General features: G+C 58.1%; 15 protein-coding genes and 1 pseudogene. 10 read left to right on the forward strand and 6 right to left on the reverse strand.

The annotated features are described in order from the left end of the window. From ACNPAA_RS04705 to ACNPAA_RS04730, 6 genes and pseudogenes are all read left to right on the forward strand, one after another. Positions 1-121 (forward strand): annotated as a pseudogene (locus ACNPAA_RS04705) (IS630 family transposase); the annotation flags it as partial. A 235-nt stretch (positions 122-356) separates the two neighbouring features. Further along, positions 357-2,084: an HsdM family class I SAM-dependent methyltransferase gene (locus ACNPAA_RS04710; RefSeq protein ID WP_319905253.1), complete on the forward strand. Its 1,728-nt coding sequence runs from the start codon at positions 357-359 to the stop codon at positions 2,082-2,084. Positions 2,085-2,089: 5 nt separating this feature from the next. Then, complete coding sequence (locus tag ACNPAA_RS04715) at positions 2,090-4,894, forward strand: hypothetical protein (protein WP_319905254.1); 2,805 nt, start codon at positions 2,090-2,092, stop codon at positions 4,892-4,894. Beyond that, positions 4,887-9,047, forward strand: a complete 4,161-nt coding sequence (locus tag ACNPAA_RS04720) for a DEAD/DEAH box helicase (RefSeq protein ID WP_319905255.1) — start codon at positions 4,887-4,889, stop codon at positions 9,045-9,047. Before ACNPAA_RS04715 ends, ACNPAA_RS04720 begins: the two co-directional genes overlap by 8 nt. Positions 9,048-9,055: 8 nt before the next feature. Next, positions 9,056-11,278 (forward strand): hypothetical protein, encoded by a 2,223-nt coding sequence (locus tag ACNPAA_RS04725; protein ID WP_319905257.1) that lies wholly within the window; start codon positions 9,056-9,058, stop codon positions 11,276-11,278. A gap of 115 nt (positions 11,279-11,393) precedes the next feature. Then, positions 11,394-12,146 (forward strand): phospholipase D-like domain-containing protein, encoded by a 753-nt coding sequence (locus ACNPAA_RS04730; RefSeq protein ID WP_319905259.1) that lies wholly within the window; start codon positions 11,394-11,396, stop codon positions 12,144-12,146. A 244-nt stretch (positions 12,147-12,390) separates the two neighbouring features. Here ACNPAA_RS04730 and ACNPAA_RS04735 read toward each other — a convergent pair whose 3' ends face one another. After that, complete coding sequence (locus ACNPAA_RS04735; protein ID WP_417891620.1) at positions 12,391-13,626, reverse strand: Fic family protein; 1,236 nt, start codon at positions 13,624-13,626, stop codon at positions 12,391-12,393. 627 nt (positions 13,627-14,253) lie between these two features. Between ACNPAA_RS04735 and ACNPAA_RS04740 the strand changes: the two genes are divergently transcribed. Then, a complete protein-coding gene (locus ACNPAA_RS04740) occupies positions 14,254-14,412 on the forward strand; it encodes a hypothetical protein (RefSeq protein WP_404834873.1) in 159 nt (52 codons plus the stop codon). Positions 14,413-14,938: 526 nt separating this feature from the next. Here ACNPAA_RS04740 and ACNPAA_RS04745 read toward each other — a convergent pair. Further along, a complete protein-coding gene (locus tag ACNPAA_RS04745; protein WP_010674465.1) occupies positions 14,939-15,649 on the reverse strand; it encodes a metallophosphoesterase in 711 nt (236 codons plus the stop codon). A 219-nt stretch (positions 15,650-15,868) separates the two neighbouring features. Between ACNPAA_RS04745 and mprF the strand changes: the two genes are divergently transcribed. After that, positions 15,869-18,424, forward strand: coding sequence for a bifunctional lysylphosphatidylglycerol flippase/synthetase MprF (gene mprF / locus ACNPAA_RS04750; RefSeq protein ID WP_010674466.1), 2,556 nt, complete (start codon positions 15,869-15,871; stop codon positions 18,422-18,424). Between the two features lie 10 nt (positions 18,425-18,434). After that, a complete protein-coding gene (locus ACNPAA_RS04755) occupies positions 18,435-19,148 on the forward strand; it encodes an AcvB/VirJ family lysyl-phosphatidylglycerol hydrolase (protein WP_010674467.1) in 714 nt (237 codons plus the stop codon). A 91-nt stretch (positions 19,149-19,239) separates the two neighbouring features. Here the strand turns inward: ACNPAA_RS04755 and ACNPAA_RS04760 are convergent, their stop codons facing one another. Genes ACNPAA_RS04760 through ACNPAA_RS04770 form a run of 3 tightly spaced genes read right to left on the reverse strand, consistent with a single transcriptional unit; the run spans position 19,240 to position 22,039 of the window. Next, the gene (locus ACNPAA_RS04760; protein ID WP_010674468.1) at positions 19,240-20,010 is read right to left on the reverse strand and encodes an ABC transporter substrate-binding protein; all 771 of its coding nucleotides are present in this window, start codon (positions 20,008-20,010) and stop codon (positions 19,240-19,242) included. Between the two features lie 53 nt (positions 20,011-20,063). Next, the gene (locus ACNPAA_RS04765; RefSeq protein ID WP_417891621.1) at positions 20,064-20,879 is read right to left on the reverse strand and encodes a carbon-nitrogen hydrolase family protein; all 816 of its coding nucleotides are present in this window, start codon (positions 20,877-20,879) and stop codon (positions 20,064-20,066) included. Between the two features lie 8 nt (positions 20,880-20,887). Continuing rightward, positions 20,888-22,039 (reverse strand): methionine aminotransferase, encoded by a 1,152-nt coding sequence (locus ACNPAA_RS04770; RefSeq protein ID WP_010674470.1) that lies wholly within the window; start codon positions 22,037-22,039, stop codon positions 20,888-20,890. A 115-nt stretch (positions 22,040-22,154) separates the two neighbouring features. Between ACNPAA_RS04770 and ACNPAA_RS04775 the strand changes: the two genes are divergently transcribed. Continuing rightward, positions 22,155-23,045 carry a LysR family transcriptional regulator gene (locus ACNPAA_RS04775; RefSeq protein WP_010674471.1) on the forward strand — a complete coding sequence of 297 codons (891 nt, stop codon included), beginning with the start codon at positions 22,155-22,157 and terminating at the stop codon, positions 23,043-23,045. 95 nt (positions 23,046-23,140) lie between these two features. On the opposite strand, the gene araA is transcribed toward ACNPAA_RS04775, so the two are convergent. Further along, positions 23,141-24,640: an L-arabinose isomerase gene (araA, locus tag ACNPAA_RS04780; protein WP_010674472.1), complete on the reverse strand. Its 1,500-nt coding sequence runs from the start codon at positions 24,638-24,640 to the stop codon at positions 23,141-23,143. Positions 24,641-24,645 lie beyond the last annotated feature (5 nt).

Genomic DNA, 24,645 nt, shown 5'->3' on the forward strand with positions numbered 1-24,645 from the left:
TGCCGATAATCCGGTGTTTTATGAGGATGAAGTCGATATAGACCTCAATCCCAAATTAGGAGCCGACTGGATGTTCAGAGCGCAGCAAAAGCGGGTTGTCACACCGGGGCAGAATGCCAAGGGAAAGTGCGAACAAGTATCCCACGAACAAAAAATGAAAATTTTAGTCATTTAATATCAATGGGTTACCAGTAAATGCTCTCGTGCCATATGACTTATTCGCACCTTCCCTAGACACTTCCCAGCCGTTTTGGGGCTGGAAGGTAATTCAGAACAAGAAATACAGATAAATCGATATTATCGGTATGTCTATCATGATAAAATTGAAAATCAATGTCATCTGCATTGGTTAGAACATGTTGCCGCATAACAGTGCTACCTTTTCAAAGTTCGTAAAATCCGTTAAAGTTTTAATGGAAGCTGGAGCGACTCCGTCAGACATCACTAAAAGTATCCTAGCGTGCTGGATGTCATTATCCTATCCTGATTTGAAACTTGAACATGTTTCAACAGCACTTGACGTTGATGCTTCCATTGTCAAGTTTGCGGAATGGTTAAACGAATCCAACTTAATAACTGGGGCATTCTGGTTAAGCTCTGCATACGCCGCTCTGCTTCCGGCTGAGAAACGTAAAAGCAGTGCTATGTATTTCACCCCTCCGAGATTGACAGAGCGCCTCTTGGAAAGCGTTGATGGGTGCATTGCAATTGAATCAGGTCCACTTATTGATCCTGCCTGTGGTGGCGGGGCATTTCTTGCTCCGGCGGCTATTCGAATTGTTGAGAAGCTTCGATCACGGGGAGACAGCAGCGAAGCAATTCTCTCACACCTAGAAAATAATATTTATGGCTGTGATACAGATGAATTTCTTTGTTGGTTGACCACTACATTTCTACGAATGGCTATCGCCCCAATTATCAAGGACGTTGGGCGGGAACCAGAGTTTAAAATTTCGCAAGGTGATAGCCTAAAAATATTTGAGGGTACTGAACAGCGTTTCAATGTGGTTCTTTGCAATCCACCCTATCGAAAAATAAACAAGGTGGAAATGTCACCTTACTTTAATACATATAGCGATGTAATGAAAGGACAGCCTAACCTATATGGTTTATTTATTGGGCTTGCCACTAAAATTCTGAAGCACGGTGGTGTCGGTGCTGTACTAACCCCAATGAGTTTTTTTTCTGGCCAATCCTTTTCCCCTGTTAGAAAAATATTAAGTGAGCGGGGAAGTGTTGAGCAATTTGATCTTATTCATGACAAAGGTGGTATATTTGTTTCTGCCGAACAGGATACTGTAATTACCATTTGGCGAAAACTGCCTAGGCAGGCTACTAAAAAAGTAACCCAAGTGTTTTGCCTCGAATCTCAAGGGGAAGTTGATTTCGCAGGAACTCTGCAACTTCCTACTGAACCAAAACCTTGGCCAATACCTAGGCGTGCTATTGATAAAGAGTTATCTTTTTTATTCAGCGAGCCTCAGGCAACTATTGATGATTATGGTTACCGCACTAAAATAGGGGTTATTGTCTTTCACAGAGATAAACGGCCGCGTTTTGTGTCACGCGAGCAGGCAATTAACCCCAAGGCACTAATGCCCTTGATTTGGTCAAAAAATATTAGTCAGAATGGTGAGTTCTCATTAGATAGGGTTTCTGGTCCATCTATCGAGCGTTACATAGACATGGGCGAGCCTATCGCAGCTGGTGTAATTCGCAAGCCAGCTGTCGCATTACAGCGAGTCAGCTCAACCGAGCAGCCAAGAAGGCTTGTTGGTGCGGCAGTGCCAACGGAATTATTAATTGAATTTGGCGGTGTTGTTGGCGAAAATCATGTTTGTTTCCTTGAGCAGGTTAAAAATGATCCTGACATTACACCAGAGTTGCTCGCCAAGATTCTCCGAACCAGAACGGTAGATCGTCTCTTTCGGTGTATTTCTGGGGCAACCAATGTTTCAGCTTATGAGCTGCGGCATTTACCGCTTCCTGACCCCAAGAAAATTCTTAATGCAATAGCTCAAGGACTTGACATTGATGCTGCTGTACGTAAAGCATATGGTCTGCCCGACCAAGAAGGAGCATAGTGATTATGGATTTCTCAGTAAAAGGGAGGCGTCTTGACGCAGCTCAGAAACGGATGGGCGAAAAAGAGAAAAAAACACTCCTATTCCAGCAGTTGCTAAAAAAAAAATCAAATAAAACTAATATAACTTTAGTCGAATCTATCAATGCCGTGTCCACGGCTCCTGAAAAAAATATCAGTATTCCTCCAGTGTCCGAGATTACTTCTTGGTACGGAGAAGCTAACGTAAGCGTTTACCGCGAAGACGACACTGCTCCAAGCACTCCTGGTGTTGGCTTAATCGAGCTCATTAACCTCTATTTATCAGCAGCACAGAACCGTACGCGGCACATCGTCCTTATGTGGCCGGTGTGCCCAAAAACTCTGGCAGTGGTGCATGCCCTGGCTACGTTGGAACGTTGGGCGCGCGGTGACAAACTCGGAGTGCGCGGTCTGGTGTTTCCGACCAAGACAAATGCCTTCTACCCACTCAACCACCTGATGCTGGGGCGCGAGGACGTGCTTCGTCATGCTCGGCAGTTGGCAGAAGTCGGCGGCGTCGACACAAGCAAACTCAAGCGCAGGTGCAGCGACAAAGATGCGTTTCTGTTCTCTCTTGCGTCACAGTCAGCTGAGGGCGATCACATCCATCCCACCATGGGCGAGCTTATTCCCCATTTTTTGGCAACGCCCGGCGACCTTTTGTGGGGGTCATGCGAATCTCACCTCCTTGAGCATGTCCGCGCGAAGCTCGCTCGCCGCTCCCATAAAAAAGCATTGGCCAGCAACTGCCAGTTCATGGGAAACGCCCAAACCGCCCCGGACGCCTTGTTCGCTCTGGATGGCCGTCTAACCAGGGAGGAGTTGCGCACGGCACTTGTCCGACTGAAGAAGATGGGCCCCCCCGAAGTTGTCATCGTGAATGCCACGCGCCAAATTCGCATGGAAGCACGTGGATGGCGGGGGGCACTGTGCCGGTTCCTGGTAATGCTGGAAGAGGTATTTGGTGCAAACCGCCCAGGGGTTCTGGTGGTGATAGACCACCCACGAAGTGCTTATACCTTGAAGAACGACCTCTGGCGGTTGAATCATGAGCGCAAGGAACTGCGCTGGTCTAGACCTGACGATTACGCTATTACAGGTATTGCAAGTGCACTCAAGGAAGACGGGCTGGTTGCCCCTGGGCAGACTGAAATTCGTGCACCGATTCCCCGCACACTCGATGTTTCGGTGGTGGATGCCGATGCCGCCAAGGTCATCAACAAACTCTACCGGCTGGCTGGGCAGATTCCGAATTCCCAAGAGTTGGCCAAACCCGTCTGGGATGCGGCAAACTATCTTGTCCGACTGGCTGCTTTGCCTTGCGGCGTGGCTACGCTTGTGGAGTGGCTTGGCGAGAGCGGAATTCGTGACCGCACGCGTGAGGCATACAGCTGGTCTTCCTTCCATGCAAAGCTCGTTACCTTCGACATGACAGCCGAAGCCGATTTTGAGCGAATTGAGCTGCGCAAATGCATGCAGATGGGGACACAGCTCTATGAGAACTACCAGCAAGGTACTCCGCTTGCGCACCGCTTGGCTGAGATTGTCGGCCAAGTGTGTGGCAAGCAACGCAAATCGCTAATAGTCGTCTTCACGAGCCCCATCTATCGTCGTCTGGCGGAGCGCTATCTAGCTGCCTACCGCGATTACCCGCAAGGCATCCAATTCGGGGACTTCCAGGAGCGCCTGCGGCTTATCTCGTCATCGCAACTCGAAACTACCCTCGCGCATCTGAATGGCGCTCACCTAGTCTTCTCCGGGCTGGATGAGGACGGATTGCGGCTCGTCATTACTGATGACCAGATCCCAGCACATACGGAGCTGCTCCTGACCCAGCGCAACGGACAAAGTCTTCGCAACACTCTGAAGCCGCTTGTTCAAGAATTTCCAGCATTCCGGCAATGGAAGCCGCGCATGGAATCCATCCTCCATCGTCTCAAGCATCTGCCAGAAGGTAATCAGCTCCTGATGAATGCTGACTTCGTGTTGCCTGCATTCCGAATCGACCTATCGGCAGAGGTTGAGGCGACGGAAGATGCCAATGATCCGGAGGCGTGGAGTATCCGTCTGGAGTTCGGCGCTGTGCTGCATCGACGCTCGACTCATGATGTCTACGTGTATGACCCCGCAAGTGCAGATGCTACGGATCGCGGTTTTCGCAGTTGCAAGGTTCAAAGTCTGGAACCCGGCGACAAGCTCTTTGTGATGACTGCAGAATTGCGTGAGCTAGTAGAGGTTGTCCTGAAGGAAGCAGGCATCCCTATTGAGCACGACAAGACATTCGAGGGGGCCCTGCGCGACTATCATCAGAGCATTCTGAAAGCGCTGAAAACCAAATTTCCGGGCACCAAGCTTGCCGACCAAGTGCGGCAGCTTCGAGCCTCTATCCTGGAGGTCAACGAAAAGCTCGCCAAAGATTTTCCGGCCGAGCAGTCCGTGCGGCACTGGGTCAATCTCGGCGACTCGCCAGATACGCCGTTCGATGCGCTTCGCCCTCAAGCCCCAATGAAGGAAGCACACTTCGCTGCCTTCGCAGATGCTCTGGGATTTTCTAAGCTCGAGGTCGCCTACTACTGGCGTCGCGTCATCATGCCTGTGCGCAATGCACGCCGGCTCGACGGTCGACATGTGTCCGACCTATACACCCATATGCTGCTGCAGCCGGAATCCGTAATGGTCCATTCCGGCATCAAGCGCGAAACCATCAAGATGCTGTTCAACAAAGCCCGGGAAAACATCGTGACCGTTGAATCCATATGCCCACCCGTTGGAGAGACCACCAATGCCTAACCCTATTGTTCGCAACGACCCGCAAACGCTGCACTCGACACTGAAAGAAGCTGTGGTCGACGCGTTGCTGACGATGGTTCATTCCGAGGTAAGTGGCGCTGGCCGGCACGGCAAGTACCTCTATGGCGCGCGTCCTCGATTGCTGCTCAACTCTGGTTTTGTCCTCCCTCAAAAGAACATCGAAGGCGCAGATGAAGTGACCTCACCCATCTGGATTTCTTCACACGGCCTCAATTTCCAGGTTCAGACCGGCGTGGAAGGTACCATTTCCATCCTGCCGAAGTTTGCTGCATACGTCCGTGTGCTGCCGAACGAGCAAGACCTGGCGCGACCCGGCTGCCGCGCAGTGTTCCGCCTCCAGAAGGAAGTAACCAAGAGCATCAAGGAGACCATCAAGAAGCGTTTGGATGATGCCTGGGAGAAGGAGAAAGACAGTTACCCATCGAAGGCCAAACATCCCGGATGGCGAACTATTCGGGAAGACATTCGCAAAGCCGTGTATGCCCAACGAGGCATCCCAGAAAATCTTCTGCGGCTCGATACAGGTGATGCTACCGAAGGTAACAGCATCGAAGATACGCCGCCCGCAGAAGGAGTGGTCGTTCCAGCCGAAGGTGCAGTTCCGCTCAATGACGACCTTTTCGAGCCAATGGTTCCACCACACAAGTGGCTTCGGCTAGAAATAAACCTCCCGCCCCTCGTCTTTTCGCCGAACGAACCGCTTGTTCGCTGCCAAGAGCTGGCGAACACCCATGCGGCGCTGATGAACAAGTTGATTGCCGACCAGCTTGGGGAGTGGGCGAAAAGTACTGACCCGGAGACGGGCGGCGCATTCTGGGCCTATCGCAGCGACCTGACATTCAGGCCGAGTCAGTACAAGAAGTGGTCTGAGGTTCTTGAGCTTGCCCGAAAGAGTTCCAACACCATCCCGTTGCCGACCATTGAGCTAGGCTGGAACATTGAGCTTGTCTCGGACTGGCTCAACCCAAGCTGCAAGAATGTATTCATCGCGCTCGAAAACAAAAGCAAAGAGCCACGCGCCAAGATCGATGAGACCGATCCGGCCATTTTCCAAGTAAATCTGGACGTTACCCTGCCTAAGCTACTACACCGCAACCTGCAGCTTGAACGGGTAACACCTTCCTACAGGTTTAATGCCTATCTGCGCTACCCGGCGATGGGCCATAACGGTGGCGTAGAACAGGTAAAGCCGACTGTGGGCGATATCGTCCATATGCGTACCACGTGGGCGCCACGCTACGTTCAACCGCGCATTGTCCCGACGGCCGACAACAAAGTGGAACGGTGCGTGCGTGAACTTAGCAAGCCAGAAGGCCTCAAACGCCTCGCTCCTATTATTGAGGAAATGCAGGCCTGGCTAGATGGATTGCTCGGCCGAATTGATACGGCCGAAGGTATCGACCCGAAAAATGTGGATGCCATTGCGGCGGAAAAACAGAAATTTCAAGAAGACCTTCTGCGCTGGAAAGACGAGAAAAACGCGATTGAGGCGGGGATCGCTATCCTCCAAGAGTCTGCAGCTGTTTGGTCAGCACGCGGCTCGCAGAAGGACCCAAGAGCCGTCGTCTTCGAAGCATGGCTTGCGATGAACGAGGCCATGGCCAACTTCATGAAGCAGCGATTTAAGACCGATACTGGGCAATGGCGCCTCTTCCAGCTCGCATTTATCGTAGCAAACATACCGGCGCTGGCTTCCCGGATGCCGGAGTTCAAAGGTCACTATGTCGCCAACCGCGATGACACGGTGACGCTCCTGTACTTCGCAACCGGTGGCGGCAAATCAGAAGCTTTCTTTGGCCTCTTGGTGTTCAACCTTCTGTTCGACCGGCTACGCAGAAAGCACACGGGCGTGACCGCCATGCTGCGCTATCCCCTTCGACTCCTGACCATTCAGCAAGCACAGCGCTGTGCCAAGGTGCTTGCGCAGGCGGAGCTTGTGCGTCGCCAGTACAACTATGGTGGTGACCCACTTTCCATCGGCTTCTGGGTGGGAAGTGGTGGCTCACCAAACCGCCACAGTGAAAAAGGTGTCGCCGCCATCCCGAACATTGAAGATACGCCGGCAGATGAGGCAACTGAAAATGTGTTGCACGATAACGACTCCAAATATCTCATTGCCTGGCGTGCTTGGAACAAGATTCCGTCTTGCCCATTCTGCGGCAGCAAAACGGCATTGCGACTTTTTCCCGCGCACGGTGGAACGATTGCTCATGTCTGCTCGAATAAGGATTGCGCCGCCAATCATGATGGCTGGCAACCGCTACCGTTCTATATCTGCGACGAGGACATTTACGACTATGCGCCGTCCGTGCTGCTGGGCACAGTCGATAAACTGGCGCTCATAGGCCATGCAGAAGGCACCATCCGCCGAATCTATGGAATGCTCGGTGGCGCTCCGTGGCGTGACAAGGAGACAAAGCGCCTTCGCATTCCGAAGAGCGAGGAGCTTAAAGACGGCCCAGACTCCAAGGGATGCATTCCCCTCTTCCCGGCGTACCCGCATGGCTTGAAGCTCTTCCTGGACCCTTTCCCCAGTCTGATTATTCAGGATGAGGCGCACCTCCTCGACGAATCTCTGGGTACATTTGCTGGGTTATTTGAGTCCACGCTCGATGCTGTGTTCACCCATATCTCTCGCTCCCTGACGGGCATTGTCGCCCTGACGCCGGGCGGACAGCGTCGCCGGGCAAAAGTCATCGCCGCTTCAGCGACCGTCGCTGAGCCTCAGCGTCAGCTCGAGCACCTCTATCAACGCGAAGTGCCTGCAATGCAGTTCCCCCATCCAGGGCCGTCGCTCTATGAGTCGTTCTACGCCTCACCTCAGGAACCGGATGCAGCAGAAGCCGAGCGTTGTCAGCTACCTGACCCAGAGCAACGTGCTCGGCAGGCGCGTGTCTACTGCGCCTACATGACTAATGGGAGGCCACATACTGCGACCAGCGTGGCGATTCTGTCGACCTTCCACCTCTGTATCAGCCGGTTGTTCGATGACTTGGTTAACGGAGACGATGCCCGCCGGGTTTCTGCGCGCGATTATTTGGTCGAGTGCGTAAGCAGTGGCTCGCTTCAGGCGCTGCACCAGCAGACGCTACGCGATGCGAGCTTCGATGACCTGATGACGGTTATCGACCTCCATCGAATTGCCCTGACCTACGTGACGAACAAGAAGGGGGGCGACCAAATTATGGCAGCCGAGTTGGAGGAGACTCGCAAGCGGCACATGAACAGCAACGTCCCCCTTGAGGGTTTGGACACAAAGCTGATTACTGGCTCTGTCGAGCAGGGGGAGATTCAGGCTGTTGTTGCACGCGCCCAAGAGCGTGATGAGCCAGGCCATGAATTTTCACCGCTCTCCAAGGTACTACGCTCGGTTATAGCTACCTCGGCCATCTCGCACGGTGTCGACGTCGAAGAGTTCAACTCGATGTTCTTTGCGGGCATGCCCTCTGACATAGCAGAGTACATTCAGGCCTCATCACGCGTTGGCCGGACGCATATTGGTTTTGTCGTACTGGTACCGACGCCTCAGCGTCGTCGTGACCGCTACATTGTCGAGGTCTTCGACATTTTCCACCGCTTCCTTGAACGGATGGTGCAGCCAGCGGCCATCGACCGCTGGGCTGAGAAAGCCATCGAGCGCGTCTTCCCAAGTCTTTTCCAAGCGTATCTGCTCGGGGTGCTGCCCACTCGCAAAGTTATCGAACTTTCGGACGACGAGAAGAAGGATGCTCCAAGTTACGGATTTATCCCGAACATCACCTCGGAGTACAAGGACCGCCGTGCAGCATTCTCAAACGAAATCAACACGTTTATTGAGCTCGCTGTTGGCTTGCGTGATGGTTTCATGCCCCCAGGTACTGAACACTACAAGCAGAAGATTGACGAGATGACGACCGAGCTCCTCAAATTCTGGACGAGTAGCCAACTGTACGGCAACGGTACCTTGCAAAGTTACTTCAAAGAACTTCAAAAGCGAGAAAGCACGAAATGTCCGATGACCTCGCTACGTGACGTCGACCAGGGTGGCCTGATTGTCATGTCCCCCCTTGACGCGAAGGGCAAGCGCCAGCAGGCCCACGAAGTCCTGAAAGTCATGAGCCTCATACGCCATGGCGTTGCCGAATCTGAGTGAGAACAACCATGTCCCGTACTTTCCTTGCTGACGACGAAGAACGCAAACAACCCGCAACACCGGTAATGAGCCGGTCGCGCAATCAACTCTCGACGGCGTATGCCCCTGGCTCATTTTTTACCTTTGAGGGTGGATTGGGTGCCTGTATTGCTCTGCCGGACCAATCCGATGTGGTCGATGAGGCGCTAAATAATGATGAAGCGACCAAGGAGCAAATACTGCTGCGCCTACGCGAAGTTTGGCAAAGTTGGTTTTCTCGCGCGCACGCTATCAGCACGTATGACCGTCCGATTTCGCCGCAGCAATGCGTGGATGGGCCGCTCCTGAAGGGTGACAACCTCGACTTTTTGGGCGCCTCGAAGCTTGCCTTCGTGAATCCATCGAAGATAGGTTATGCCCCGGCGCCGCTGACCTTCGTCTGCAATACCTGCAAATGCTTCCGCACTTACGACTCTGTCGCAAAACTTGCGGAGGATTTTGACAATATTTCGAGCAAGCCTTGTTCCAAGTTGAAAGATAAGCGGAAATGCCAGTGGCGTCAGCTCGACGTAATTTTCGTGCATTGGTCCGGTGAATGGCAGCCGGCTACGCCTGGAATGTGGGAGTGGTCTGACAAAGAAAACAAGGCCTGGCTCGCGGGAGAAATATGCTCTCATTGTGGAAAGAAGAACTTTCTTCTCAACACCGAATCGCCACGCATCGGTGAATGGTCTTTTCAGTGTGCCGAGTGCGGCCACCAGGAACGCGCCACTTGGTTGCAGAACGACCCTTTCACGACGGAAGTGTTCCGGGACACGGCTGGCAAGAGACCTGTCGGTGAGCGCCGAATGGAGCCTATTTCGTACCGGGCCTCATCTGCGTTCTACGCCCAGTCCGAACAGTTTGTAGTCTTCTCGCAGAAGGACCAAGGGCTATTGGCGTTCCTTGCTGAAGGTCACGAAGCAGAGTTGGCAAACTTTATCGCCAGCCAGTATGGCTTTGGCGGCAGCTTGCCGACCGAAGAGGAGATGAGGGACATTCTACTGCGCGGCGGCCATGAGGGCGAATGGGAAAGCTATGAAAAGCTCAGCAAGTGGAAGAGCCGCCTAGAGAGTATGGGAGACCACTTGGCAGCTCAGGAAATGGCAGACGAACAGCAGAAGCTCGTCAAGCGCTGGCAAGAGGGCGAATCGCCCCTAATTCCCGTAAAGAGCGAGCTGCCGCAAGTCCTTCACGAGATGATGGCTCGCCGTTTCGAATTCTCCAGTCGCTATGACCCGTTCGTGCTATCTGTTGAACACGAAGCGTTAAAGCGCAGCAAGCTAAGTCGGACCGCCGCGCATGGCGAACGAGCACCTTTTGTCCGCTTTCACCGTCTGGATAATGACTTGGCACCCAAGGACGAATACGAAAAGCATGCCCAGGAACAGGAAACGCTCCGGCTGATGGAAATGCTGGGCATGAGCGAACTGGGCTTGATTCGAGAGTTCGACCTTTGCAAATTCACCCATGGCTACACCCGGGTCAGTGCCACTCCGGTGATGGAAAAGCGAGGGCAGGATGTTCCTGTTCGACTGAAGCTTTTTGAGTCGCTGAGAAACAGAAAGCACCCCATCTATGTAGTAAACCAATCGAATGAAGCCATTTATATTCAGTTGAAGCCGGAGCTAGTCTATACATGGCTCCAGAAGGTTAGAGTGACAGATCTCCCAGATTGGAATCCTGGCGGCAAGATTGCACTGGGTGGCGCCTTGATTCAGACCGCCGAGCCATTTGGGCGCTACTTCTCTTCATTGCACCCCGGGGAGGCAAGCACCTACCGCTACGTCTACACCCTGTTGCACAGCTATGCCCATCTATTCACGAAGACGGTAGCTGAACTCTCAGGTCTGGATGTGGGCTCACTTGGCGAATACCTGTTTCCGGCCGACCTTGCGTTCGTGGTCTATCGCAACGGCACCACAATGGACTTGGGTAATCTTTCATCGCTGTGGCGTAACGAGAACAACCGATTCCTCTCCCTACTCCTTGAGCCAGCCTCACATCGTTGCAACTCCGGCAGTTTGTGCGACTTCCACGGCGGCGCGTGCCCAGACTGCATCATGGTGCCGGAGACGACATGTATCGCCCAGAATCAACTGCTTTCTCGTGCCGTGCTTCGGGGTGGGCTCGCGCCACGCGAAGACCTAACGCATAAGGCCCAACGGATTCCAGGTTTCTTTGAGGTAACCAATGGCGGTTCGGCTTACTGAGTACACGGATTTTTTGGTGGCTTTGGCTCCACATAGTCGAGTCGGCGCTCCAATCTGTGCAGCGGTTGCCGACGGACGCCTGGGGGGAACGGTAAATCTGAGGAATGTGTGCACGATGTCGGGGCTCTCCCAATCCAACAGCGCGGAAGTGGAAGCCTTTCTTGTCTCGGCGCAGCGCGTCGGCTTGATCGAACGCAGTTCCGGTCTGACTTGGTCGCTGCACGAGCCGAAACGACTTGCTGAGCTCGCCTCCATGTTATTTGCCGTCGAGGTCTATCGTTCGGAAGTACATACCGCGAACGACGAGGTTGATGTGGTGCTAACCAAGCCAGCCGGCTCCAGCCGGGTAGCTCAGGCACTGGATAACACTCTTCGGGGCGACTGGGGCCTTATCAATACTAGAGACCTATTACCGATGATGGCGGAGCAGGCCACCCAGCGTTTTGCCATCATGACCCCGTTTGTTGATGATACCGGTGCTGACATCATCGCCAGCCTTTTCGCCAATACACGCCCAGATGTGAGGCGTGAGCTGATTATTCGAAGTGGCTCCGACAGCGGCCTGCCTGTAGGCTTGGAAAAAGTCGCCGAACAACTAAACACCTTGGGTGTTCGGTGTTACAACTTCAGACTAGGCCGTGCCGATACGGCTGGCTATGAAACATTCCACGCCAAGGTGGTGTTGGTTGACGCCCAGGCAGCTTATGTTGGGTCGGCGAACATGAATAGATGGTCATTCGAATATTCACTGGAGTTGGGCTTGCGAGTTACCGGCAAGTCTGGAAGCAGAATTGCCGAAATCATTGATGCTGTAATTCATGTATCTACCTCAGTAGATCTGCGCGGACTCTCTATATCAGACCGTTGATCTTTTTAGCGGATGGGGCCCGGGTTTAAGCATTCAGCTGATGTGTTACCGACGCTTGCCATGGTGCAGGCTGTTGCAGTGAGATTGTGGATTACACAGTGCTAGCGCACAGTTTAACCAAAATACAGATTACGCTTGGTTGCGCGGAAAGACCGGATCACGACGATTTGCTCCCCTGTCAGTCACCCGTAATGCCCTGATAATCTTCGGTTTAGAACATGCACATTGACCAAAATCACTACTCTTACGGCGTCACCTTGATCTGATAACGGGTATTTCTACCGCCCCCAGGCATTTTTTCAAGGCAGCCTTTCTCTAACAAGTCGGCCAGATGGCGGGTCGCGGTGGCTTTACTGACCTTGGCCACCTTCTGATACTGGCTGGCGCTGATACCCTGCAAAAAGCCGTTCTCGCCGCCGTCCAGCATCCTGTTCAACACCTTGATTTGCTCGGCACTCAGCGGCTCGCCGCCGTGTTGCTGCCAGAAACGGCTCTTGGCCAAGGTGCGGGTGATCGCTTGTTGAGCCTGCTCCAACGTGGCGTTGAGCGTATCTAAAAACCAGATCAGCCAGGCCGTGATATCCAGTCCGCCTTTCTGGGTTTGTTCTAGCACACGATAGTAATCGGCTCGCTGTTCGAGGATCGCCACCGACATGGCATAAAGGCGGATGCTCTGGCTGTCGGCCTGAGAGAGCGCCAGATCGGTGAGGGCACGGGTGATACGACCATTACCATCATCAAAGGGGTGCAGGGTGACAAACCACAGGTGGCAGATGGCGGCGCGCAGCAGTGGATCCTGGCTGGGGTCGTTCAGGCTGGCATTGAACCAGTCGATAAAGCAGGCGAGTGCCTGCTCCAGACCCTGGCGTGGCGGGGCCTCGAAATGCACAGTGGGCCGATCCAGTCGCCCGGATACTACCTGCATCGGCTCTTCACCGCGTAGCTGACCCACCCGCACACGCTGTAATGTCCAGTCGTCGGCAGGAAACAGCCAGTGATGCCATTGCAACAGGCGCTCCAGCGTGAGCAGCTGATGTCGATTGTCGATGGCATCGAGCATCATGGCTGCCAGGCCTTCGGAGCGATCCGAGATGGGGTAGGGCTGTTCTTCGGATACGCCGAGGCGACGGGCCAGCGATGAGCGCACCGATTGGGCATTGAGCCGTTCATCTTCAATGGCCGATGAGGCGAGGATATTCGCCAGCAGGGTATCGAGCGCCTGGGCTTGTTGTGTTTGCGTAGAACCGTGAGCGGAATGAGTGCCGAGGAGGATCCCCAGATTGCGTTGCGCGGTGCGCAGCCGTGGCTGTAGCGGTTCATCTTGCCAGCAAAAGTGTGGCCAGCCCTCATGGTGCCAGATCCAATCCTCAGTCATCTGCTTGCCCATCCCCTTATTGTTACAGGTCACGTCACCGATGAGCCGAATCGAATGCATATTTGGCTCAGTATGCGAGCCAAATTGGATGCGTATTTGGCTCACATGGTGAGCCGATAATAACGGGGATTCGGCTCACGACACAACCGGTATCGTGCAAGAGTTGGCTGGGAGGGCACGCGTTGTTCGTAGGAGGCGGGGGTCATTACAGGGGAGGGGGGGCGGATTTTGCTATCTGTCAGATGAAGCAGTGGACAGAGGTCCGGGGATTATTAATCCCGAGCTCGGTGAGCTACCTTGCCAGAGATTGACCAGAGACGCATAACAAAAAGGCCTCGCATTGAAAGCGAAGCCTTGTAGGACGTGCTATCCAGAGCTGTGGTATGGAAACTGTTATGAGGATTTTCAATCCCCTGCTCTACCAACTGAGCTATCTGGGCAACGGTGCGCATTAAACTGTCAGGTGAAAACCATCTCCATACAACCAGTGCTGTCGACTTGCTGGGGAAGTATGCCTGCTTTGAAGATCAGGATGTATTTCGCTTGTTGGCGCTGTTGCTTGACAAATTGCTGCGGGGAGGGGGGGGTCGTCAGGCCAAGCTGGATGGACTCACGCTAAGCGTGATGGAGCTGCGTGTGCGTGGGGCCATATCCTCGAATACCGGTGTGGTTATACGTGGTAGCTGACGGCGCCAGTCATGCAATCAGCTGGGCCATGCCAGCTGGCTGGATGTGGTAGAAGCAGCCCTCTGGTGCTTCTGGCATGGTGACGATCTGGCGAGCGGTGAGATATTGCTTGCCGTATTGCTGGAGCGGGATGAACTAGTACGGCTGGTCTATGGTCTGTTAGTTGGTGCTTTCTACATGGATGAGCCCTACAGGCTCGGATGAGGTTGTTTGAATTCTGCAGCAAGTGATTTAAATATAACAGGAAAATGAACTTCTGCAGTTTATGTCCACGAACTTCTGCATGTTGTGTTTCAAATATGAAACAGCTGGACTGGTCTGGCTTGGCTCTATTACGGCAAAAACGGGTGAAGTTCTGTCGGTTAAGTTGCTCGGACGAAGACTGTTACTATCTGTAGCAATGCCCTTCAAATTTCACCACGTCCCAATTGTGTACCACTATCATCAGCGTTAGAGCCATAAACCTTTATAAATCAGGATATTAAGAAAGGCATATTGCAAAACGTGGAAATAGAACGTGGGCCCGCTGGCCGGGTGCGCTGATGTGCTCATGTTGCTCGAAAGGAGTGTCCGATGACGGCGGCGCCTGGCGCCTGGGTGGGGGTGCCATGCACCGCAATTGCCTGCATGGTAAACCATCGCGCTGGCAGAGCGAAGTCCGGGGCGTTCGCCTGGCGCTTTAATGGGCAGTGGGCGTTGTCCGTGAGCCTGGTCATCCCATCGGTCCGGCTCAGGGCAGGGGAAAGTGAGGGGTCAGGGTATTGAGGTCCAGCAGGGTGAAGTAGCCGCCCTCCTCGGGATACCAGCCGCCGGTGTCGATGTAGTGGACGTTGCCAAGGCGCACCGGCTCCCTCACCGGGGTGTGGCCCACCACCAGGGCGGCGAGATCCGCGACCCCGCTCTCGTCCAGCCGTTCGATACGGCGCCTTGACCAGAGGCAGACGTTCTTGATGGCCCGAAGCCGTCCGCCGCTCACCCCGGCATCGAGTTGGTCCAGCAGCCCCTGCCAGGAGGAGAAGGGACAATCGGCGTGAAGCAGCCCGACCGGACCGGCCGGGGTGGCCACCTCGATGACCAGGGGCAGGCTGCGGTAGTGGACGGCGAACGCCGCCTGCTCGGCAGGGGTCAGGTGCTGAAACCAGCCGCCGCCGTTTCGGATCCAGTTCTCCCGATCGCAGCTCTCGTAACGGCAGACGTAGTCGTCGTGATTGCCGCAGACCGGGTGAAACCAGGGTCTGGCCAGCCAGTGGATCACCTCGCTGCACTCGGGCCCGCGATCCGCCAGATCCCCGACGCTGAAGAGACGGTCCCGGGCGGGATCAAAATCCAGGGTGTCGAGGGCCTGCTGCAACAGGGCGAAGTGGCCGTGGATGTCGCCGACGGCCAGATCGCGCCCCAGGGCGTTTTGGGGGAAGCGTCTTATCAGGGGGGAGGGTGTCATGGCGTCTCCTGCCTCTATCCCGGACGGGGATGTTTTGTCTGCCTGTACATAAGGTTACAGAAGAAAAGTGGCGAGCGGGCAGGGCCTGGTAAATCATAGGATTGCCCCCGTGAACGTGCGGCGTCACGCGCCGCCTGTGGGGGAGTCACTCCGGGAGGGCGCCTTGTCCGCCCGCTTTCGGAGGCTCTCTTTCTCCACGCTTTTTGACAGGAATCTTGAATGCGGCGTCAGCTGTTGATCTGGATAGGCCCCCTGTGCAGCCTGCTGCTGCTGGGGGCGGCCTTGACCGTCCTCTATCATTTGACCCACCTGTGGCACTGGCACGACATCCGCCAGGCCATCTGGTCACAACCCTTGCCGCAGTTGGGGGGCGCCCTGCTGCTCACCCTGCTCAGCTATGGCTGCCTCTGCTGCTATGATCTGCTGGCACTGAAGGTGCTGGACAAACGCCTGCCCTGGCAGCAGGTGGGGATGACCTCCTTCATCGCCTACACCTTCTCCAACACCCTGGGCTTTGCGCTGCTCACCGGCTCCTCGGTACGCTACCGGCTCTACTCCTCCCTGGGGCTTGGCACCGGGGAGGTGGCCAGGGTAATTCTCTTTTGCTCCATCACCTTCTTCCTCGGTCTGCTGGGCTGGGGGGGCAGTGCCCTGCTGCTGGGGCAGGGGGCGGCCCTGCTGGTGGACTGGCCCCGCTGGGCGACCGGGTTGTTGCAACTGGCGGGGGGCCTGGCCCTGCTGACGGTGTTGGCGTATCTGGTGTGGCCGGGGACAGCCCTGGTCTGGCGCGGACACCCGCTGTTCCTGCCGCGCATCAGATACCGCCTGCTGCAACTGCTCATCGCCCTGCTCGACTGGATGGCCGCCGCCGCCGTGCTCTATGTGCTGCTGCCATCGGGCAGCGTGCCCTATCCGGTGCTGCTCAGTGCCTTCGTGCTCTCCAGCCTGCTCGGGGTGCTGGCCCATGTGCCGGGGGGCATCGGGGTCTTCGAGGCGAGCATGAGCCTGCTGCTCACCCACTATCTGCCGGTGGACAAGCTGCTCGCCTCCCTGCTTATCTACCGCTGCGTCTACTACTTCCTGCCCTTCCTCTGTGCCCTGCTGCTGTTCGCAGGTCAGGAGCTGCTGCAACAGCGGGCCCGCCTGCACCGGCTGCAGGGGGTGATGATGGCGACCCGGGAGTTCGTGCCCGCCCTGGTGAGCATGGGTACCTTCGCGGCGGGCACCCTGCTGCTCTGCTCCGGGATGATCCCGACTATGAGGGGGCGGATCGAAGCCTTCCTGGAGGTGTTGCCCCTGCACCTGCTGGAGCTCTCCCATGTGCTCGGCAGCGTCAGCGGCGTGTTGCTGCTGTTGCTGGCCCACAGCCTCTACCGCCGTCATGACGGGGCATTCAGGATCACCCAGTGGCTGTTGGGGCTTGGCATGCTGTTCTCCCTGTTCAAGGGGTTTGACTGGGAGTCCGCCCTGCTGCTCGGGGGCTTCTTGCTCATCATCACCCCCTGCCGCCCTCTCTTTTATCGCAAGGGTTCCCTGCTTCACGCCCGGTTCACCCCTTCCTGGCTGATGTCGGTGGGGGCCGTGCTGCTGGGGGCCTTGTGGTTGCTGCTCTTCTCCTACCGCCATGTGGAGTACGACCCCTCCCTCTGGCTGCACGTCTCGGCCCACGGGCCCGGGGCCGCCTCCCGTGCCCTGCGCGCCATGGGGAGCGTCATCGGCGTGCTGGCGGTGGTCGGGGTGGCCCATCTGCTGGCCCCCTTGCGCCTGCCCGTCGGCAAGCCGGATGCCGAGGCGCTCTCCCGTGCCCATGGGCTGGTGATGCGGGCAGGGGGAGGCCACGGCTACCTGGCCCAGCTCGGGGACAAGTCCCTGCTGTTCCACCCCAGCGGCGAGGCCTTACTCATGTACGGGGCCGAGGGCAGTAGCTGGATAGTGATGGGGGATCCCGTCGGTCAGCCCTCTCTGGTGGAGGAGCTGCTCTGGCAGTTTCGCGAGCGCTGTGACGAGCACGACGTCAGCCCTGTCTTCTACCAGGTGTCGGCCCGTTATCTGCCTGTCTATCTGGATCTCGGGCTCATCCCCTTCAAGCTGGGGGAGGAGGCCATCGTGGATCTGCCGAGCTTCGATCTCGCCGGCAGTCGCCTGCGCAACCTGCGCCAGAGTCACGCCAAGGGCAAGCGGGAAGGGCTGCGCTTCGAGGTGGTGGCCCCCGGTGAGATTGCCCCCCTGCTGCCCGAGTTGAAGGGGATCTCCGACAGCTGGCTGCACAGCAAGCAGGGCAGGGAGAAGGGCTTCTCCGTGGGCAGTTTCGATCCCGCCTACCTCACCCTCAACCCGATGGCGCTGGTGCGGCGGGAGGGGCAGATCGTCGGGTTTGCCAACCTATGGACCAGCGACAACAAGGAGAGCCTCTCCATCGATCTGATGCGCTACAGCCTCGACACAGGGGCGGCGCCTGTCATGGATTTCCTGTTTGTCGAGCTCCTGCTGTGGGGCAAGCAGGAGGGTTATGCCAGCTTCAACCTGGGGATGGCCCCCATGTCGGGCTTCAACGACAACCCCCTCGGCGGTTACTGGGCCCGCCTTGGCAACACCCTGTTCACCCGGGGCAGCCGTTTCTACAACTTCCAGGGATTGCGGCGTTACAAGGAGAAGTTCGGCCCAAGGTGGGAGCCCCGCTACCTGCTCTGTACCGGCCATCTGGTGCTGCCCCGCACCTTGACCCATCTCGTCTCCCTCATCAGTCGCGGCCCCTTCGGGCTCATGAAAAAATAGGAGTTGGCCCATGAGAGCCATGTTGTTGCTGTTGATTTGCTGTTTCGTCTCTTCGTTCACCTTGCCGGCAGTGGCCGCCCAGCCGGGCCGGGTCGGTGCGGAGCTGGGGCTGGTGGAGTTGCCGGTGGCGCAAGCCTCGTCTGCCCCCATGGTGGTTTTCATGAGCGGGGATGGCGGCTGGGCGGCGCTGGACAAGGGGCTCAGCGCCCAGTTGCAGGCCCACGGCATGCCGGTGGTGGGCTGGAGCTCGCTCTCCTATTACTGGAAGAAGAAGACGCCGGAGCAGGCGACGGCGGATCTGGTGCGCATCCTCACCGAGTACCAGTCCCGTTGGGGGCGCCAGCGCTGGTTGCTGGTGGGTTTCTCCTTTGGTGCCGAGATAGTGCCCTTCGTCATCAATCGTCTGCCGCCAGCCTATCGCGGCAGCCTGGCGGGGGCCGTGATGCTCTCCCCCTCGACGGCGTCGGATTTCGAAATCCACGTCAGCGACATGGTGGTGCACGACAAGGGGGGCAGCTATCCCACCCTGCCGGAGGTGACACGCATTCAGACTCTGCCGCTGCTCTGCGTGCAGGGGGCGGAGGATGACTCCCCGGTCAAACTCTGTCCGCGCTTGCAGCAGCCGAACGTGACGACGGTGACCCTGCCGGGCTCCCACCACTTCGACGACAACTACCAGACCCTGTATCAGGAGATTGCCGGACACCTGGGCCTGGCCCAATAACGGCGAGAGGCCGGGAAACGACACAGGGCGGCCAATGGCCGCCCTGTTGCCTTGGCCCCTTGCAACTGTCCAGGGGGCCGGCATGCCGGGATCAGAGCAGATCTTCGAGCTGGTACTTCTTGAGCAGTGTGTTGAAGGTGCCGTCGGCCTTGACACTCTCGATGGCGGCATCGAAGCGGGCCTTGAGCTTGTCATCGTGTTTGCGAAGGGCTACCGCCACCCCTTCTCCCAGGATCTTGTCCTGGGTGCCGTTGAACTGGGGGCCGACGAAGGCGAACTGCTTGCCCATCTCCTTGTCGAGGAAGCCGACCTTCAACTGCACCATGTTGCCGAAGGTGTAGTCGGCGCGGCCGGACTGCAGATCCAGCATGGGAGACTGGGCGTTGACGTAGCGCTTGATCTTGGCCACCTCGCCATAGCGGGCGGTGACGAAGTTGTCCTGGGGAGTGCCCTCCTGCACCGCGATCACCTTGCCCTTGAAGTGGGCCGGATCGTCTGCAAAGTCGGCCGCCTTGTCGCTGCGCCCCACGAAGCGGTTCTGCATCATGTAGTAGACCTGGCTGAAGTCCACTTTCTGGCGCCGCTCGTCCGTGATGTTCATGGAGGACATGATGGCGTCGTACTTGCGCACCTGCAGGCCCGGCAGCAGGGCATCCCAGGGCTGGTTGATCACCTCGCACTCGGTCTTCATGGCCGCGCACAGGGCATAGGCGAGATCGACCTCGAAGCCGCCGAGCTTGCCGCTGCTGTCGACCATCTCGAAGGGGGGATAGGTGGCATCGGTGGCGATCACCAGGGGTTTGGCGGCGGCCTGGCCGGCGGTGGCCAGGGCCATCAGCATCATCAGTGTGTTGAGTTTCATGGTCAGTCCCTTGAAGTGTGGTGTCATTCCTAGCGTGCTAAAGGGTGCCGGCCTCAAGGGCCGACGGCTATCTTGCGATGGGTGAGGGCCGGCAACTGGCTGCGCACCGTGCGCTGTGCTGCCAGATCCAGGGTGGCGATGGCCATGCCCTGACCCTCCTCTACCTGGGCCAGTATCCGGCCCCAGGGATCGATGATCATGCTGTGGCCGAAGGTGCGCCGCCCACCGGGGTGATGTCCCCCCTGGGCACTGGCAAACACGAAGGCCAGGTTTTCCACCGCACGGGCCCGCAGCAGCAGCGCCCAGTGCGCGAGCCCGGTGGTGTGGGTGAAGGCCGCGGGCAGGGCGATGAAATCGGGGGCGGGCCCCAGGCGAAACAGCTCCGGGAAGCGCAGGTCGTAGCAGATCCCGAGGCGCAGCACGCCCCAGGGCAGGGGATGGCTCACCACCTCCCGGCCCGGGGTCATGGTCGCGGCCTCGTCATACTGCTCCTGCCCGGTGCAAAAGCCAAACAGGTGCAGCTTGTCGTAGCGGCTTGCGAGCTGCCCTTGCGGGTCGATGAGCAGGCTGCTGTTGTGCATCTTGCTGGGCTCGTGGCTGGCAAGCGGCAATGTGCCGGCCAGGATCCAGACGCCGAGCTCCCGGGCCAGCCCCTGTACCCAGGCAAGCAGGGGGTGATCGTCAACGGGGGCGGCCAGGGCCACGCGCGCCCGCTCATCGACCGGCATCAGGTAGAAATATTCGGGCAGCAGGGCCAGCTCTGCCCCCTCGGCCGCGGCCTGACGCAGCAACGCCTCGGCCTGGGTCAGGTTGTGGTCAAGGTCATCCCCGGAGACCATCTGGAGGACGGCAACGCGCAGTGAATCCATGGTGCCCCCTAGACGGCGCACAGGCGCTCGGCGCCCGCCAGCAGGGTGTCGTCATCCTTGGAGAAGGAGAGGCGGATGACTCTTTGATCCGTGCCGTCGTGATAGAAGGCGGAGACCGGAATGGTGGCGACCCCGTGATCGCGGATGAGCCGCTGCACGAAGAGGCTGTCCGGCTCGTCGCTTACCCGCTCGTAGCTCGCCAGCATGAAGAAGCTGCCCGCCGAGGGGAGCAGGGTCAGGCGCGAATCCACCAGGGCCGAGGCGAGCAGGTCACGCTTGCGCTGGTAGAAGGCTGCCAGCCCCTGATAGTGGGCCGGTTGCTGCAACAGGTGGGCGAAGCCGTACTGCATGGGGGTGTCGGCGGCGAACATGGCGAACTGGTGCACCTTGCGGATCTCCTCCATCAGGGGACGGGGAGCCACGCAGTAGCCCACCCGCCAGCCGGTGACGTGGAAGGTCTTGCCGAAGGAGAAGACGGCGACGGAGCGCTCCACCAGCTCCGGATAGCGGATGACGCTCTGGTGCAGGGCGCCGTCGAACACCACGTGCTCGTACACCTCGTCCGAGAGGATCAGGATGTCGGTGCCGCGCACCAGGCGGGCGAGGCGCTCCTGATCCCCTGCCTGCCAGACGGTGCCGGTGGGGTTGTGGGGGGTGTTGAGCACTATCATGCGGGTGCGGGGGGTGATGCGGGCGGCCACCTCGTCCCAGGGAATGGCGAAATCCGGCGCCTTGAGGGCGATCACCACAGGGGTGGCTCCCTGCAACTGGATCATGGGGCGGTAGCTGTCAAACGCCGGCTCGAACATGATCACCTCGTCGCCGGGGTGAACCAGGGCGGTGATGGCGCAGAACAGGGCTTCGCTGGCGCTGGCGGTGATGGTGATTTCCTCGCCCGCGTCATAGTGATGGCCGTAGCTGGCTGCAATCTTGGCCGCCAGTTGTTCGCGCAGGGCAGGCAGCCCCGTCATGGGGGCGTACTGGTTTTCACCGGCCAGCATGGCCTCGTGGGTCACCCGGATGAGCTCGGGATCGCAGGGGAAGCTCGGCGCCCCCTGGGAGAGGTTGATGCTGGGGTGGCGGGCGGCCAGATCCCCGATCACGGTGAAGATGGTGGTGCCCACCTGGGGCAGTTTGCTGGAAACCTGGGGGATGGACATGGGGCCGTCACCTGCGTGTGTGAAAGAGGTCCCTTTTTAGCCCCCCCAAGGCTTGCCGGACAACGGATTATTCGGCATGGTATGCATGAGTTTTTCTCAAGCATGGAGGCTTGTCATGTTGTCCACCCAGCCGCGTACTCAGTTGCCTCTCTATGGTCTGCAGGTCTTCGAGTGTTCTGCCCGCCACCTGAGTTTTACCCTGGCTGCCGACGAGCTGTGCGTGAGCCAGGGGGCGGTGAGCAAGCAGATCGCCCAGCTGGAGGCGCGCCTGGGCCACCTGCTGTTCGTGCGCGGCACCCGTTGTCTCACCTTGACCCCCGCCGCCGAGCGGCTGCTGCCTTTCGTTCGTGAAGGGCTGGCCCGCATGGGGGAGGGGCTCAGCGCCTTGCAGACCCTGCCCCACGAACAGGCGATCAGCATCAAGGTGCCCTCCTGCGCCAGCCGCTGGCTGCTGCGGCGGTTGCAGGCGTTCGAGGGGGAGGCGGTGGAGGTGCGTGGCAGCCATAGCCATGGCATCGACTTCTCCCGGGAGCCCTTCGATCTCGCCATCGTCTACCAGCCCTGCCTGGGGCGCTATCCCCACAGCCAGCCCCTGTTTCGGGAACGGCTGACCCCGGTCTGCGCCCCGGCGTTTGCTGCCAAGCATCGTCTGTTCGAGCGCGACCTGAACGAGCTGCCCCTGCTGCCTCTCATCCATGCCAGCGCCGATAGGCGGGACTGGCGCAACTGGTTCGCCGCCTTCCTCGACATCCCCTGGCAGCCCCAGGGGGGGCAGCTGTTCGATACCCTGGACTTGGCGATGAATGCCGCCTTGCAGGGGTTTGGCCTCTCTCTCGGGGATCCCACCATAGTGGCCGAGGAGCTGGAGAGCGGCGCCCTGGTCGCTCCCTTTGCCCCCGTGCTGGAGACGGATCACGAATACGCCCTGATCGCCCGGCCCGACAGCCAGCGCCACGGGGTGCAGCGAGTCTGTCACTGGCTGCTGGAGGGGGAGGGTCATCCCTGAGGGACGCGAAATGAAACAGCCCCGCGGGCGGGGCTGTTGTCAGGTGAATACCATCTCCATACAGTCATGGTGATGGCCGCTGGCCGATTAAAGGGTCACTGGCAGATCTTGTAGTAGACCTCGTTCCAGCGCAGTTGCTCCTTGAGCGCGGGGATGCGGGTGTGCTCGTCGATGACCACAAACTCGATACCCATGATGTCGGCGAAGGTGCGCAGCTGCTCGATGTCCACCGCCTGGGTGAACACCGAGTGGTGGGCGGCGCCCGCCAGGATCCAGGCCTCGGCGCTGGTCTGCAGGTCCGGCAGGGGTTTCCACAGGGCGCTGGCCACCGGGAGTTTCGGCATGGCCTCTGGCAGGTCCACCACTTCCAGCTGATTGACCACCAGGCGGAAGCGGTTGCCGAGATCGATGAGGCTGGCGTTGACCGCCTTGCCCGCCGGGGCCGCGAACAGCAGGCGGGCCGGATCGGCTTTCTTGCCTATGCCTAAGTGCTGGGCGTCCAGCACGGGTTTGCCTGCGGCGATGGAGGGGCAGACCTCCAGCATGTGGGCCCCCAGCACCAGGTTGTTGCCCGCTTCCAGATGGTAGGTGTAGTCCTCCATGAAGGAGGCACCCCCCGCAAGGCCATATCCCATCACTTTCAGGGTGCGCAAGAGGGCCGCTGTCTTCCAGTCCCCTTCTGCCCCAAATCCGAAGCCTTGCTCCATCAGACGCTGGCAGGCGAGGCCCGGCAGCTGGTGCAGACCATAGAGATCTTCGAAGGTGGTGGTGAAAGCGCCAAAGCCGCCGTCGGTGAGGAACTTCTTCATCCCCAGCTCCTGGCGCGCCGCCTCGTACAAGGAGGCACGCAGCGGCCCACCCGCCAGCACCGCCTCGGTCAGGGTGTAGGTCGCTTCATATTCGGCCAGCAGCGCCTCGATGTCGCTCTCGGGCACGGCATCGATCACCTTGACCAGATCGCCGACCGGGTGGTAGTTCACCTGATAGCCGAACTGGATCTGGGCCTCAATCTTGTCGCCCTCGGTGACCGCCACGTTGCGCATGTTGTCGCCAAAACGGGCGATCTTGAGGTGGCGGCTGTCGTGGATGGCGGCGGCGATGCGCATCCAGTTGCCAATCTTCTGTCTGGCCTCTTCATCTTGCCAGTGACCCACCACCACGGTGCGCGGCAGCCGCAGGCGGGCCCCCATGAAGCCGAACTCGCGCCCGCCGTGGGCGGTCTGGTTCAGGTTCATGAAGTCCATGTCGATCTCGCTCCAGGGGAGATCCCGGTTGAACTGGGTGTGAAATTGCAGCAGGGGCTTTTGCAACTGGCTCAGCGCCGGGATCCACATCTTGGCGGGGGAGAAGGTGTGCATCCACACCATGAGCCCGGCGCAGCGCTCGTCGTGGTTGGCATCCCGGGCCACCGCGCTGATTTCATCCAGGGTGGTACCGGTGGGTTTGAGCACTATCTTGAGGGGCAGGTTCGCCCCCTCGTTGAGCTGGCTGGCGATGGTGTGGGCGTGATCGGCCACCTGCTTCAATGTGGTGGCGCCATACAGGTGCTGGCTGCCGACCAGGAACCACACTTCCAGCTGTTTCATCAATTCCATGAGTT

The organism is Aeromonas sp. PS2Canimalfood6 (assembly GCF_048276795.1).
Lineage (GTDB): Bacteria > Pseudomonadota > Gammaproteobacteria > Enterobacterales > Aeromonadaceae > Aeromonas > Aeromonas caviae.